The 14,545-nt window shown below is 51.1% G+C and carries 11 protein-coding genes; 2 read left to right on the plus strand and 9 right to left on the minus strand.

Annotated elements, in window-relative coordinates:
- Positions 1-2 precede the first annotated feature (2 nt).
- The 4 genes from phnG to nrdD all read right to left on the minus strand — a co-directional run bounded on the left by phnG (position 3) and on the right by nrdD (position 3,980).
- Complete coding sequence (gene phnG, locus GA565_RS03770; protein WP_152197396.1) at positions 3-446, minus strand: phosphonate C-P lyase system protein PhnG; 444 nt, start codon at positions 444-446, stop codon at positions 3-5.
- Entirely contained in the window at positions 446-1,171 is a 726-nt protein-coding gene (gene phnF, locus GA565_RS03775; RefSeq protein WP_152197397.1) for a phosphonate metabolism transcriptional regulator PhnF, read from the minus strand. Before phnF ends, phnG begins: the two co-directional genes overlap by 1 nt.
- Positions 1,172-1,384: 213 nt before the next feature.
- Positions 1,385-1,849 (minus strand): anaerobic ribonucleoside-triphosphate reductase-activating protein, encoded by a 465-nt coding sequence (gene nrdG / locus GA565_RS03780; RefSeq protein WP_152197398.1) that lies wholly within the window; start codon positions 1,847-1,849, stop codon positions 1,385-1,387.
- Between the two features lie 4 nt (positions 1,850-1,853).
- Complete coding sequence (gene nrdD / locus GA565_RS03785; RefSeq protein WP_193311966.1) at positions 1,854-3,980, minus strand: anaerobic ribonucleoside-triphosphate reductase; 2,127 nt, start codon at positions 3,978-3,980, stop codon at positions 1,854-1,856.
- A 307-nt stretch (positions 3,981-4,287) separates the two neighbouring features.
- On the opposite strand from nrdD, the gene GA565_RS03790 reads away from it, so the two are divergent.
- Complete coding sequence (locus GA565_RS03790) at positions 4,288-4,809, plus strand: NAD(P)H-dependent oxidoreductase (protein ID WP_152197399.1); 522 nt, start codon at positions 4,288-4,290, stop codon at positions 4,807-4,809.
- Here the strand turns inward: GA565_RS03790 and treC are convergent.
- The 3 genes from treC to treR all read right to left on the minus strand — a co-directional run bounded on the left by treC (position 4,806) and on the right by treR (position 9,020).
- Entirely contained in the window at positions 4,806-6,455 is a 1,650-nt protein-coding gene (treC, locus tag GA565_RS03795) for an alpha,alpha-phosphotrehalase (RefSeq protein ID WP_152197400.1), read from the minus strand. The two genes, GA565_RS03790 and treC, sit on opposite strands and share 4 nt — an antisense overlap.
- 51 nt (positions 6,456-6,506) lie before the next feature.
- A complete protein-coding gene (gene treB, locus GA565_RS03800) occupies positions 6,507-7,922 on the minus strand; it encodes a PTS trehalose transporter subunit IIBC (protein WP_152197401.1) in 1,416 nt (471 codons plus the stop codon).
- A 129-nt stretch (positions 7,923-8,051) separates the two neighbouring features.
- Positions 8,052-9,020, minus strand: coding sequence for a trehalose operon repressor TreR (gene treR / locus GA565_RS03805; RefSeq protein ID WP_152197402.1), 969 nt, complete (start codon positions 9,018-9,020; stop codon positions 8,052-8,054).
- A 464-nt stretch (positions 9,021-9,484) separates the two neighbouring features.
- On the opposite strand from treR, the gene mgtA reads away from it, so the two are divergent.
- The gene (gene mgtA, locus GA565_RS03810) at positions 9,485-12,196 is read left to right on the plus strand and encodes a magnesium-translocating P-type ATPase (RefSeq protein ID WP_152197403.1); all 2,712 of its coding nucleotides are present in this window, start codon (positions 9,485-9,487) and stop codon (positions 12,194-12,196) included.
- Between the two features lie 63 nt (positions 12,197-12,259).
- Here mgtA and GA565_RS03815 read toward each other — a convergent pair whose 3' ends face one another.
- Together GA565_RS03815 and GA565_RS03820 are read right to left on the minus strand one after the other, a co-directional pair.
- On the minus strand, positions 12,260-13,177 hold the full coding sequence (locus GA565_RS03815; RefSeq protein ID WP_152197404.1) for a nucleoside hydrolase: 918 nt from the start codon (positions 13,175-13,177) through the stop codon (positions 12,260-12,262).
- A gap of 651 nt (positions 13,178-13,828) precedes the next feature.
- Entirely contained in the window at positions 13,829-14,377 is a 549-nt protein-coding gene (locus GA565_RS03820) for a hypothetical protein (protein ID WP_152197405.1), read from the minus strand.
- Positions 14,378-14,545: the final 168 nt, after the last annotated feature.

Here is a 14,545-nt window from a genome sequence, read left to right on the forward strand (position 1 = left end):
TATTATTCTCCCCGAACCAGAGTGAAGAAATCGACGCGGCTGGACGCAATTTCGCGAGCGCGCTGTTCGCGACGGGCCTGCTGGCTGGCCGCCAGAGGGGCAATTACGCGTTTGTGTATTAACTCTTCCATGCCGGAGACCTGCAGCAAGGCATCGATTACCGCGCAGAGTTCGGCATGGTCTTTGTCACGGCCGCGAACGTAGCTGTAGCCGTAAACGCCGGAGGCAAGTTGAATCACCGCGCGAGTGACGGTCATGTCGCCCATCACAAAACGTTTTCCGGTGCCGCCCATGCGGCCCTGAAGCTGAGTGAGTCCGGTTTCTGCCGGGCGAAGGCGCTGAAACGTGGGGGTGAGATTTAGCGGCTGCCAGTGTGCAAGCAGCTCCGACGGCTGGCTGTGGGCCAGTACCGACATCCAGCGTTGACGAGTTTGTAAGGCGTCCATTAGTGCTCCATGGTCAGTTCAATCATGTCAGCACGCGTCAGACTGACGGAGTATTCCGCCACGCTATCGTTGCTGTCACAGGTATTTATGGTACGCACGCAAAGCAGCGGCGCCTGCGGGACGATTTCCAGCAGCTTGCTCTCTTTTGCCAATGCGCGACGGGCGTTGATACGGGTGGTACGGCGGCTTAACTGCTGATGTATTTCAGTGCGGATAAAGTCATGCAGCGATCCGCTTTGAAAATGTTGCAACACCGGCCACCAGTCGAGGTCTGGCAAATAGTGATCGATCACACAGACCGGCACATTGTTGACGCGGCGCAGCGTGCGCAGGTGAATAACCGTGTCGCCTTCTTGGCGGCCAACGGCGGTTGCGACGTGGTCGGTAGCGGGACGCAGCACGCCCAGCAGCCGTTCACTGGTGGGGTGGCTTCCCTGATCCAGCAGGTTCTGACTAAAGCGGGCCTGAGAATGCAGCGGATAGTCGTAAGGGCGCATCAGCACCAGCGTGCCAATGCCCTGACGGCGCTGTAGCCAGCCGCGTTCAACCAGCTCATCCACCGCACGTCTGAGCGTGTGACGATTAACCTGAAAACGTTCGGCAAGCTGATTTTCCGGTGGCAGATAATCGCCGCAGCGATAGGTACTGCGCAGTTCATGCTCCAGCTGGGCAGCGATTTGCTGATAGCGGGTAGGGTAACTGGTCGGATGTCTAGATAAGTCCATCACAATGAATACCTCGCGGCGTACAGGAGTGCAGCGACTGCGTAATAAACTGCTCGGCGGCCGCGCTTTTGCGCTTGATGTAGAGACGATGCGATTGGGGTAAAAGCGTGCATGATGTCAACCTCAGTTCGACGTTGACACCATCTTGAAGTGCAAAAATGACAGTTCGGTGAAGCGGGGGTTGCAAGGAGATGAACAATAGAACGGGGGAAATTAACGCAAATAGTGAATCACTTGATTGCTGCTTCCGCGCCAAATCAATGACGGGTCGCGCAGGCTCTGTACAAATTTCCCGTCGATAAGCACATTAACCCATGCCAACGTTTCCCGCTGTTCGCCGGTGAGTTCCTCTAGCCGATAGCCGGTCCACATCCAGATGTTTTTTCCCGGACACTCACTGACAACGCGGCGCAACAGCTGGTTAATCGCCGGCAGATTTTGCGGATGCAACGGATCGCCGCCCGACAGCGACAGCCCCTGACGCGGGATAAGCGTATCCTGCAGATTGGCGACGATCAGGTCTTCCATTTCCTGAGTAAAAAGCAGGCCGGAATTTAGCCGCCAGGTACTTTTGTTATAACATCCGGGGCACTGATGCACGCAGCCGGAAACAAACAGCGTGCAGCGAGTACCGGGACCATTAACCACGTCGACAGGATAATATTGATGATAATTCATGCTGTTATCCTAACTTTCCGCTGGCAAGATGCTTAACCCGACGTTTAACTTCCTCCTGCTTTCCGGCATTGAATGGCCGAGCGTCAGGGCTGCCGAGGTAGCCACAAACACGGCGGGTTACCGACACGCGGGCCGAGTCGTGGTTGCCGCATTTCGGGCAGGTAAACCCTTTGCTGGTGCAGGAAAATTCACCGGTAAAACCGCAGTCATAGCATTCGTCGATTGGCGTATTGGTGCCGTAATATGGCACGCGTGAGTAGCTATAATCCCAAACGTCTTCCAGTGCGCGCAGGTTATGTTGCAAATTGGGGTATTCGCCATAGCAGATGAAGCCGCCGTTGCTAATTGGGGGATAGGGCGCTTCAAAATCCAGTTTTTGATAAGGATTGACCTTTTTTTCTACGTCGAGATGGAAGCTATTGGTGTAATAGCCTTTATCGGTGACGCCGGCGATGATGCCGAATTCTGCCTTATCAAGGCGACAGAAGCGGTCGCAAAGATTCTCGCTTGGCGTGCTGTAGAGGCTGAACCCATAACCGGTTTCTTGTTTCCAACTTTCAGTGGCCGCTTTGAGATAGGCAACAATAGCAACGGCCTTGTCGCGCAGGGCGCTGGCATCAAACGGATGCTGTCGATTGCCATACAGCGCATTGATGGTTTCATGCACGCCGATATAGCCCAATGAGATTGAGGCGCGGCCATTTTTAAAAATTTCGGCAATATTATCATCGGCCTGCAAACGAACACCGCATGCGCCTTCCATATAAAGAATGGGCGCCACGCGTGCTTTTACCCCTTCGAGGCGTGCAATTCTCGTCATCAAGGCTTTTTTGGCCAACAGCAGGCGCTGGTCGAGCAGAGTCCAAAAGACACTTTCGTCTCCTTTGGCCTCCAGGGCCACGCGCGGCAAATTAAGGCTAATCACGCCGATGTTGTTGCGCCCGTCGTGAATTTGCTCGCCGTGCTCTTCATAAACGCCTAAAAAGCTGCGACAGCCCATCGGGGTTTTAAACGAACCGGTAACCTTAACCACTTGATCATAATTAAGAATGTCAGGATACATGCGCTTGCTGGCGCACTCTAGCGCCAGCTGCTTGATGTCGTAATTGGCATCGCCCGCTTTATGGTTAAGCCCATCGCGAATGGCAAAAACCAGCTTTGGGAACACCGCCGTTTTTCGATTTTTACCCAACCCGGCGATGCGATTGCGCAAAATTGACTGCTGAATCAGGCGCGACTGCCAACAGGTGCCCAGACCAAAGCCGAAGGTGACGAACGGCGTCTGTCCGTTGGCGGTGTGCAGCGTGTTGACCTCATATTCCAAAGACTGGAAAGCGTCATAGCACTCTTTTTCGGTTAATCGGTGGGCGTAACCCTCAACGTCGGTGATGCTCCATTCACGTGCAGTTTTCTTATGCTTCTTAAAACTTTGCGTGACAAAGGGGGCCAGAATTTCGTCAATCCGGTTAATGGTGGTGCCACCGTAAATATGGCTGGCAACCTGAGCAATAATTTGGGCGGTCACGGCAGTGGCGGTCGAAATCGACTTTGGCGTGTCTATTTCGGCATTACCCATTTTAAAGCCTTGATTCAACATGCCTTTTAGGTCGATGAGCATACAGTTGAACATGGGGAAAAAAGGCGAGTAATCGAGATCATGATAGTGAATTTCACCGCGCTCATGGGCCAGCACCACATCACGCGGCAGAATATGTTGCCGGGCATAGTGTTTCGCCACAATACCGGCCAGCAGGTCGCGTTGGGTAGGAATGACTTTGCTGTCTTTATTGGCATTTTCATTGAGCAGCTCAAGGTTACTTTGCTCAACCAGACCGCGGATCTCCTGATTTAAACGGCCGCGCTGCTCGCGTTTTACGTCCCTGTCGTGGCGGTACTCAATATAGGCCCGTGCGAGCCGTTTGTGCGCACCGGCCATCAGCTGATTTTCAACTGCATTTTGAATATCGTGAATATCCACTCTCTGGCAGCCGTTAAAACTTTCGGCGACCCTGCACGCGACCTGAACGCTGTAAGCCACATCTTCAATACCCACGGCCTGTGCGGCGCGCTGAACGGCTTGCTCGATCAATTTCTCATCAAATGCCACAAGGCAGCCGTCGCGTTTAATCACCAGCAGGTTCGGGGTTTCTGAATTCACAAGGCCACTCCTTTAAAGGGGTATAATCACTACATATGGTTAATCAAATTACTATACACACCACATGTTGATTTTTCGCTGAGCTTAATACCTGGCAGTTTGATCTAAAACAAAGAATTTTGTTATCGCGAGGTGCGATGGAGTGGCTTTAACTTTGGGTTGAAACTGAATTGACCGGTGACACTCTACAGACTGATAGAGCGCTGTGAAACAATGCTCAATATTGAACGCCATTCCACCCGCAGGGGTGGAATTTTCATTCTGACTTGAGGATTTTACTATGAAAAAAACGCTGATTTTAAGCGCCCATCGCACCCCGGACAGTGCGGTCATCAACAAAGCGCTGGTCAATGCTCTGAAAGACCTGCCTGACGTCACGTTGCATGAGCTGTCACGTGCTTATCCAGATTATAAGATTGATGTGGCGCGTGAGCATCAACTGCTGGACGCGCATCAACGGGTGGTGATGATGTTTCCATTTTACTGGTACAGCTCTCCGGCTATCCTCAGCGAATGGCAGGATGCGGTATTGACCTATGGTTATGCTTACGGGTCTGAAGGCAACGCGCTGCAAGGCAAAACGTTGCAACTGGTGGTATCAACCGGCGGTAACGAGCAGGCCTACACGGCAGATGGTTATAACCGATATCCTGTGGCGTCACTGCTGCTGCCCTTCCACGCGATGGCTAATCGTACTGGCATGCACTATGCCGCGCCGCTGCTGCTGCAGGGCGCGAATAACCTGACCGATGAGCTGCTGGCAAAGCACGTTGATGCTGCGGTCAGGTTGGTCAGCCATTAATCGTTGTTATTGTGCAGCCAGTAAACTGCCTCAAATGGCCGTAGGATGTTATCCTGCGGTTTGTTTGGATAGTTACTCAACAACAGGCTTCCTTTAACGTCAGGTAAATCAAAAAACTGTGGTTCGTTACTCAGATTTGCCAGCACGCTGAGTTGCTGACTCTGCCAACGTCTCTGGTAGCACCAGAGCGCCTGATGGTCAGGCAGCAGGTCAACATAGTCGCCGTGGGTCAGCAGCGGCTGCTTTTTACGCAGCGTAATGAGCCGCTGGTAAAAATAGAACACCGAATCAATATCTTCGAGCGCCTCTGCCGCATTGATGATGGGATAATTAGCGCACAGCTCAATCCATGGCTCACCCTCGGTGAAGCCCGCATTTTCAGTATCGTCCCACTGCATCGGCGTGCGGCCGTTATCGCGAGATTTCGAGGCCAGAATCTCCAGCAGGGGGTTGCTGTCCTGACCCAAAGCCCAGCGTTCTGCAAACATATTCAGGCTCTCAACATCGCGATACTGCTTGATATCTTTAAAGCCAGGATTGGTCATTCCAAGCTCTTCACCTTGATATATATAGGGCGTTCCCTGCATGCCGTGCAGCACCATGGCTAACATTTTAGCGGCTTTAACCCGATATATTCCCTCATCGCCAAAGCGAGAAACGATCCGCGGCTGATCGTGATTACACCAGAACAGCGCATTCCAGGCGTGTCCGTGCATTCCCTGCTGCCACTGGTTGAAGATTCTTTTGAGTTCCACGTAATCAGGCTTGGCCAGCGTCCATTTTTGACCGTCTGGATAATCAACCTTGAGGTGATGGAAGTTAAAGGTCATTGAAAGCTCGCTGCCATCCAGCGCGCCATAGCGGCGGCAGTGTTCCAGACGGGTTGACGACATTTCACCTACCGTCATCAGGCCAAGTGGCTTAAAAACGTCGCGACTCATCTCCTGTAAAAACTCATGAATGCGCGGACCATCAGTATAGAAACGGCGGCCGTCGCCCTGGTCATCATTCGGGAAATCTTGCTGTTTTGAAACCAGATTAATCACGTCGAGGCGCAGGCCATCAACGCCGATATTGGCCCAAAACTCGCAAATCTCTTTGAGCTCTTGACGTACCGGAGGATGTTCCCAGTTCAAATCGGCCTGCTCATGGGCAAAAAGATGCAAATAATACTGCCCGCTTTCTGCGTGCCATTGCCAGGCATTGCCGCCAAACTTTGAGTGCCAGTTGTTAGGCGGCACATCGGCGGCCCCGTCGCGCCACACATAGTACTGACGATAAGGACTTTGTGGATTTTGCGACTCGGTAAACCAGCGGTGCTGGGTAGAGGTGTGGTTAAACACCATATCCATAATGATGCGAATATTGCGCTGGTGGGCAGCATCAACCAGGGCGATAAAGTCGTCTAAGGTGCCATAAGCCGGGTCAATGGCACAGTAGTCGGCCACGTCATAACCGTTATCAACCTGTGGCGACAGATAAACCGGCGTGAGCCAAATGGCATCCACGCCAAGCTGCTGCAAATAGTCCAGACGGCGAATAATGCCTTGCAAATCTCCCGTACCGCTGCCGGTACTGTCCTGAAAACTCTTGGGATAAATTTGATAGATAACGCCGTTTTGCCACCAGGGTAAAGAAGTACTCATTAACAAAATCCCTCTCAAATTAGGCGGAAGGGGGACTTCCGCCGAGAAAAGTTAAACGGCCAATTCACCACGGCGATGTTTACGTTTATAAACCAGGATGGTCAGAACCAGCGGAACCACAATGGCGATGAGCATCGAGACCAGGTACACCGACCAAAACTGAGATTTGATGGACAGAATGCCGGGTAAGCCACCCACGCCAATGCCGTTAGCGGTGACGCCGTACAGGCCACATACCAGACAGGCGAGGGCGGAACCTATCATCGCGCACAGCATCGGGAAGCGGTATTTCAGGTTGATCCCGTACATTGCTGGCTCTGTTACCCCTAAAAAGGCCGAAATAGTGGCTGGGACAGAGATTTCACGTTCGTTGTGTTTACGGCTAATGATCACAATACCCAGCACCGCGGCGGCTTGCGCAATGTTAGAGATAGCGATAAGCGGCCAGACCGGTGTACCGCCGGTGCTTTGTACCATCTGCATATCAATAGCCAGCGTGGTCTGATGCACGCCAGTAATCACCAGCGGGGCATAGAGGAAGCCGAACAGTGCGGCACCAATCGGCGCCAAGCTTCCGGTCATTACCGACTTAACCGCCCAGGCAACACCGTCGCCAATCATGCGGCCAAACGGACCAATGAGCGTGTGTGCCAGGAATACGGCAATAATCAGCGAAGTGACCGGTACAATGACCAAATACAGATAGTTAGGAATAATTTTCTTCAGGCCACTTTCAATCCAGGCCAGTGCAATACCGGCGAGCATGGAAGGAATAACCTGCGCCTGATAACCGACTTTTTGCACCGTGAACCAACCGAAGTGCCATACGTCTGGCGTTTGCTGACCCAGCTGATAGGCGTTCATCAACTGTGGCGACACCAGGGTGATGCCCAAAACAATGCCCAGAATCTCGGTGCCGCCGAGCTTTTTGACCGTGGACCAACACACCGCGACCGGCAGGAACATAAAGATTGCTTCGCCGAGCAGCCACAGGAAATCATAAACCGTCTGCCACAGCGGGTGCATCTGCGCCAGCGTTTGACCCCCGCTGAGCGGGATGTCGCCGATCAAGTTTCGGAAGCCGAGGATCAGACCGCCGCTGATTAACGCCGGCAGCAGGGGAAAAAATATTTCGGCAAAATGAGAGATGCAGCGCTCGAATATATTCATATTCTGGCGAGCGGCGATCTTGGTTTGCTCTTTGTTATCGCTGTTTTTACCGGTGAGCTTAAGCAGAGCCTTATAGTAGTCATCCACTTCAGGACCGATAACGACCTGGAATTGACCGGCGTTGGTGAAGCACCCTTTGACCATGCGCAGGGTTTCAATCTCTGAGGGCTTAGCCTTCGAGGTGTCGTTAAGTACAAAACGCAAACGGGTAATACAGTGAGTGACGGAGGCGATATTTTCGCTGCCGCCCACCCATTCAATCAGTTGTTCTACATCCTGCTGTCTCATTTTACTCATAGTTTGGCCTTTCCGGCAGTGTGAGAAAAACATGAGCATATCCTGAGACGTTAACTCTGTCTGGGAACGTTCCCGGAAATTAGCGGGAGATCACAAAATCACCTTTTTTTGTGAGCATTAAGAAATAAATCAGACGGTCTGAGGCAGGGGATCGGCCAGCTGGCAGGGCACAATAATATGTTGTTCAGACGGGGCGGAGTGCAGCTGCGACATCAGCAGGCGTACGGCTTCAGTGCCTGCGCGCCCATAGCCTAATTCAACCGTCAGTGCCTGAGGAAACAGGAAGCGCATCAATAGGTTATTACCGATCCCGCACAGGGTAATATCGTTTTTCTGCTGCTGTTGCAGGTACTTGGCTACCCCAAGCGCGATGCTGTCGGAGGCACAAATTACCGCAGTGGTGTCAGCGCGCAAAATTCCCGGTGCCAGCTCATACCCACTGTGGTAGGTGAGTTCGCCCAATGTCAGCACCGGTTCAAGCCGTTTATGCAGACAAAATTCCTGATAAGCCTGAGTACGCAGCGCACCCGTCGTGGTGTCGGCCTCGTGAGTTCCCATGTAGCTGATGTGGCGATGCCCTTGCTGATAAAGCTGATTCAACAACAGATTGACAGCGCCGCTGTCGTCATAGCACACGCTGGAAAATCCCTGATACTGACGCGCCACGATCACGGTTTTTTCCCGCCAGCCTTCTAGGATTTGCTCGTCCAGGCCAGTGAAGCCAAACAGAATCACGCCGTCGGCCGCACGCTGGTGTAAAACTTGCAGATGCTCCTGCACGCGCTGCACGCTGAACTTGCTTTCCATCACGATGGGATCGTAGCCCTGCTCATACAGCAGCGGCAGCATAGTGCGCACCGCCTGATTTTCAGACGGCGAATCGAGACGAGAGACGATAATGGCAACGACTTTATCGCTTTGACCGCGCATCGCTCTGGCGGATTTTGAGGGCAGAAATGACTGTTGCTCGATAACCGCCAGCACGCGTTCACGCGTTTGTGGACTGACGTGGCCTTCATTATTCAGCACTCTGGAAACGGTAGATTTCCCCACACCGCTCAGTCGGGCAATGTCTTTAATAGTCAGACGATTTTGCATGGTTTATCAACGGTTCAAGTTAAGAGGAGTATATTTCGCGCACCGAATTGATCGAGATCAGTTCAAGTGGCGCAGTATGCGCGACAATGACGCACCGTCATACCCTAACGGATTTTACTTCTTTAGGCATGAATTCCTGAGACGAATGCAACCTGGGTCAGAGTTTTACACATGTCCCTTCTCTCAGCGAAAATGTTTTTAACTTACCGAGAAAATTTTTATGGATCCCGACCCCAACCCAGTGAGTTCGTTCTGATCCGGTAAGCACCCGCCTTTTTGCAGCTACTTACCGGATAAAATTTGGTAAGCATCTGCCTGCTCTATTGCTCGCAATGCTTTTAATCCTTTGCCATCCCCACGACGTAATAGCCCGTGTTTTGATGCTGCGTCTGCGTGTATTACCGCGGATATTGCCTTAAAACCTAAGGGAATGTCGGGTCGTGGGCGCAATAAAGGTACGAGTTATGTTCAAAGCCTTCACCCATCGACTGTTCACTATGTTCAGCCGTAATTTGCCACGCCGCCTGATCCGCCGTTCTCCGATGCTGGAAAATGTGCAACCCACCTCCGGGCACGATGTGCCAACGTCTATTGTTCAGCACTCTCAGGACTGTGCTCGCGCCGATGTTGAACAATTATATACGCAATTCGGTAGCCATTTTGAGGGGCTAACCCATGCTGAAGCTGACGCAGTACGCGAACGCGTAGGGGCCAACCAAACCGACGACCAGCAGCCCGCGCCCTGGTGGCAGCATCTGTGGATTTGCTATCGCAACCCCTTCAACCTGCTTCTGACCCTGCTGGCCGCGGTGTCATACGCCACGGAAGACATGAAAGCCACGCTGGTGATTGGCAGCATGGTGGTTATTTCTACCCTGATGCGCTTCGTGCAGGAAGCCCGCTCGAACAGAGCCGCCGACGCCTTGAAAGCCATGGTCAGCAATACTGCCACGGTGCTGCGCTGTGATACCCATACCGGGCGCAGTGAAACGGTAGAATTACCTATCAATCAGCTCGTGCCTGGGGATCTGGTCAAACTTTCGGCGGGGGATATGATCCCGGCAGACTTGCGTATTCTTTCCGCTAAAGACCTGTTTATCAGCCAAGCGGCGCTGACCGGTGAGTCCTTGCCCGTCGAGAAGCTGGCCAATAGCCGTTTGCCGGTTGATTGTGACCCGCTCGAGCAGGACACGCTGTGCTTTATGGGCACCAACGTTATCAGCGGTACCGCAATGGCGATGGTGATATCCACGGGCGCACAGACGTGGTTCGGCCAGCTTGCCGAACGGGTGATTAAACAGGATGAGCAGCCTAACGCCTTCCAGCGCGGCATCAGCAAAGTGAGCTGGTTACTGATTCGCTTTATGATGGTGATGACGCCGGTAGTGTTGCTGATTAATGGCTACACCAAGGGTGACTGGTGGGAGGCGGCGCTGTTCTCGCTGTCGGTTGCCGTAGGCCTTACGCCTGAAATGCTACCAATGATCGTGACGTCTACTTTGGCAAAAGGCGCGGTTAAGCTCTCCCGCCAGAAAGTGATTGTTAAACATCTGGATGCGATTCAAAATTTTGGCGCGATGGATATTCTGTGTACCGATAAAACCGGCACCCTAACGCAGGATAAAATCATTCTTGAGCGCCACACCGACGTACTGGGTTCACCGTGCAACAATGTGCTGCATTTGGCCTGGCTCAACAGCCATTATCAGACGGGACTGAAAAACCTGCTCGACGTGGCGGTGCTTGCAGGTGCGGAAGCCGCGAAGATGGAGCAGGGGGTTGAGCACTACAGTAAAGTCGATGAAATTCCGTTTGATTTCGACCGACGTCGCATGTCGGTCGTGGTGTCTGAAGCCGCTGACCATCATCGCCTGATCTGTAAGGGCGCGCTGGAAGAAATTCTGTCAATTTGTACCCTTGTTCAGCTTAACGATGAAACTGTATCGTTGACGGATCAACTATTAAAGCGCATCCGCCGCATTACCGACGATCTTAACCAGCAGGGACTCAGAGTGGTCGCCGTCGCCCATAAAGTCATGCCCTCACGTACGGGAGACTATGCGGTAGCCGATGAGTCCAGCCTGGTCCTGGCCGGATATATCGCCTTCCTCGATCCACCAAAAGAGAGCACCGCACCGGCTTTGAAAGCGCTGCAAAATAAAGGCGTAACGGTGAAAATCCTCACCGGTGACAATCCGCTGGTGGCGAGAAAAGTTTGTCAGGACGTCGGTCTGTCAGTGGATAAAATTGTCATCGGCAGCGAAATAGAACGACTTAGCGATGCTGAACTGGCTGAGGTGGCTAAAACAACCCGCGTTTTCGCTAAACTTGCGCCGTTACATAAAGAACGCATTGTCCGCGTGCTGCGTGAACAGGGCCACGTTGTTGGTTTTATGGGCGACGGCATCAATGATGCACCGGCACTGCGGGCGGCTGATATTGGTATTTCGGTGGATTCTGCGGTGGATATCGCCAAAGAAGCGGCGGATATTATCCTGCTGGAAAAAAGCCTGATGGTGCTGGAACAGGGCGTTACCGAGGGCCGTCGCACCTTTGCCAACATGCTCAAATACATCAAAATGACCGCCAGCTCCAACTTCGGTAATGTTTTCAGCGTATTGGTAGCCAGTGCTTTTCTGCCGTTTCTGCCGATGCTGCCGCTGCACCTGCTGGTACAGAACCTGATTTATGATGTCTCTCAGGTTGCGATCCCCTTTGATAACGTTGATGAAGAGCAGTTGGCGAAGCCACAGCGCTGGAATGCGGGCGATATCGGACGCTTTATGGTGTTCTTTGGTCCGATAAGCTCGGTGTTTGATATGCTGACTTTCGCGCTGATGTGGTGGGTATTCAAAGCCAATACGCCAGAAATGCACACTTTATTCCAGACCGGCTGGTTTATTGAAGGGCTGCTGTCGCAAACGCTGATTGTGCATATGATCCGCACGCGGAAAGTGCCGTTTATTCAGAGTCGCGCGTCGTGGCCGCTGTGCATGATGACGTTATTGGTGGTCGTGGTGGGCATTGGCCTTATCTTTACTCCCGCCGCCGGATTCCTGCAACTGCAGGCATTGCCATTAGGCTACTTCCCATGGCTGGTAGCGATTCTGGCGGCCTATATGGTGTTGACTCAGGCAGTTAAAGGCATTTTCTTCCGCCGCTACGGCTGGCAGTAACCGATATAGACTCTCTGCGCCCTTAATCCTTGATGCAGCAAGGTGCGCAGGGAGTCGTTTGCTCTACAGGCGGCTCAGTCGTTCGCTCAGCATCTTCAGAAGTTGAGGATTGTTCACTTCAGTAATCACTTCAATATTGGTCGCGTTGTTTTCCAAATGGCGCGACTTCACCGCAACCAGCGTTTGGCCGCGGTGCGTATCATTCTGATAACTTATGCTAATTTTTCCCTGTACCCCTTTGAATAAACTTGGGTCGATGAGCCAGGCAATCGCACAGGGGTCATGCAGGCAAGGATCACCTGCGCCATAGCTGCGCATCATTGCCGTGGTGATTTCCAGCAGAGGAGTCATCTGTTGCAGCTCATCAAGATAAGCGGCGTCAATTTTAGCTTGCAGTGTCACATCCAGGCCCAGCATGACCTGAGGGATGCCCGCGCTCAGCACCACGTGTGCCGCCCAGGGGTCAACATAGATATTAAATTCGGCCACCGGCGAGGTGTTTCCCGGGCAAAAAGCCGCACCGCCCATGAAGACAATCTGTTTTATTTTCGGGACGATAGACGGGTCTTTGATAATCGCCAGGGCAATATTCGTCATCGGCCCGATGGGACAAAGAGTTATCTGGCCCGGCTCGGCGTGAAGAGAATGAATGATAAAATCTACCGCATGTTGAGCTTGCAGAGCAAAACCCGGCTCAGGAAGCTTGACGTTGCCTAACCCGTCGTCGCCGTGCACCGTTGACTGTGGGCCTGCGGCTTCAAGCATCGGGCGAGGGCACCCGGCATAAACCGGAATGTCTTCACGACCTGCGAGGGTACAAATTCGTCTCGCGTTGTAGGCCGTACGCTTGAGTGGCACATTGCCTGCAACCGTGGTTATACCTATCAGCTCTATCTCTTCGGGTGAAGCCAGTGCCAGTAAAATAGCAACCGCGTCATCTACACCTGGGTCGCAATCGAGAATAATTTTATGATGTGCCACAGACCACCTGCCTCTAATTGATGGGCGCGCCTGCGCGCCGCCGAGGCTATAAAACTAGCGGTCTTACCGCGCCTCGGCAACCCGTTTAATGATACTTGGGGTCATTATGCGTCTGACCATTGTGGCTATTTTCCGTTTTTATGGTGGCTGGAGTAAGCGGGGACTGTGTGAACCAGTTTTTGATTTTGCTAACAGGATCTCATCCTAATAAAGTTTTTTTGATCTTGTTAATTCTGGTGGGTCTTACCGTTTCAGTCTTAACCATTATAGTGATTAATGTATCTAACGGTTCAAAGCTGACATTTCTATGTTTAATAAGGTCTTTCTGAACGTTTTTAAGGTGATCCAATGCGTAGGGGGCCAGTTTATGTTCTATTTTTAATGGACAATAATGTTGACATATTGTGGCTACTTTTTTATTCCGAGAATAGTGCTAATAGCCTTGTTATGATTTTTATCATTATATAATTCATAAATTGCCTTATCAGGCAGCATGCGGATGTGAGTCATAGAATAATTGATTTGTGCGATGCGTGTAGACATTTTTTTCAGTAAAATTATTTTGTCATAACTTAATGGTTTTATAATTATAAACTATAAAAAAACGTTAAAATTTCTTTTGCCTGAAGATTTTTTTAGACATCTAGACCTTCAGGGTACTAAGCCAAGTGTTTTTGATTTTAGCCGTGTATTCTCTCTGGCGCCACTTATGCACTTCTCAAGATCATTATCCCTTCGTTCTTTGGTGTATATTTCGTTAAAAATATCTTCGGCCGATAGCGGCGGGAGAAGATCAGGTTTTTTATAACAACGTTCAATCAGCTCATAGAAATCATCCTGGATTGTACATTGCTCAACATCTGAGAGATTTTCTGAGTACTCATTGTTTTTTATAGTGTTATTAAAAGCTCGATCGATGTCACGCAAGTTTTTTTTGCACCCTGTGAGAGTAAGCGTGGTAGCGTTACCCTTCTCAATAAAGTAGTTGCAGTCTTCCAAATGCGTAGGAAACTCCATGACTTTGCCCTTTTTACTCGAGAGCTTAACATTCATTTTTAAGCTTGATGGTTTTCTAAAAATATTCATCACATTATTTATTAATTTTTTAAATCCCTTAGGGTTGTCACTTTTTTTTGGAACGGCTTTTGTAATAAATGAAACGGTGGGTTGTCTAAACACAATAGGGTATATCATCGGCATTTTCTTCACCTTTATATTTTTAATAATGCTATATACTAGGAAAAAAATGAATTTTAGATTCTCAAAAAACGCTTTTATTGCATCATGTGTGATGTTTTTCTTGATCTAAGTAGGCTTGTTAGCCAGTTTGGAGTGATTGAACTCATGCAATAATCGTAGGTATTTATC

The organism is Rouxiella sp. S1S-2 (assembly GCF_009208105.1).
Taxonomy (GTDB): Bacteria; Pseudomonadota; Gammaproteobacteria; order Enterobacterales; family Enterobacteriaceae; genus Rouxiella.

What these genes read in the sequence shown, in the direction of transcription:
- mgtA (WP_152197403.1), top strand. Translation starts at nt 9,485, where the DNA reads ATGTTCAAAGCCTTCACCCATCGACTGTTCACTATGTTCAGCCGTAAT.
- phnF (WP_152197397.1), bottom strand. Translation starts at nt 1,171, where the DNA reads ATGGACTTATCTAGACATCCGACCAGTTACCCTACCCGCTATCAGCAA.
- treC (WP_152197400.1), bottom strand. Translation starts at nt 6,455, where the DNA reads ATGAGTACTTCTTTACCCTGGTGGCAAAACGGCGTTATCTATCAAATT.
- treR (WP_152197402.1), bottom strand. Translation starts at nt 9,020, where the DNA reads ATGCAAAATCGTCTGACTATTAAAGACATTGCCCGACTGAGCGGTGTG.
- GA565_RS03820 (WP_152197405.1), bottom strand. Translation starts at nt 14,377, where the DNA reads ATGCCGATGATATACCCTATTGTGTTTAGACAACCCACCGTTTCATTT.
- treB (WP_152197401.1), bottom strand. Translation starts at nt 7,922, where the DNA reads ATGAGTAAAATGAGACAGCAGGATGTAGAACAACTGATTGAATGGGTG.
- GA565_RS03790 (WP_152197399.1), top strand. Translation starts at nt 4,288, where the DNA reads ATGAAAAAAACGCTGATTTTAAGCGCCCATCGCACCCCGGACAGTGCG.
- phnG (WP_152197396.1), bottom strand. Translation starts at nt 446, where the DNA reads ATGGACGCCTTACAAACTCGTCAACGCTGGATGTCGGTACTGGCCCAC.
- nrdG (WP_152197398.1), bottom strand. Translation starts at nt 1,849, where the DNA reads ATGAATTATCATCAATATTATCCTGTCGACGTGGTTAATGGTCCCGGT.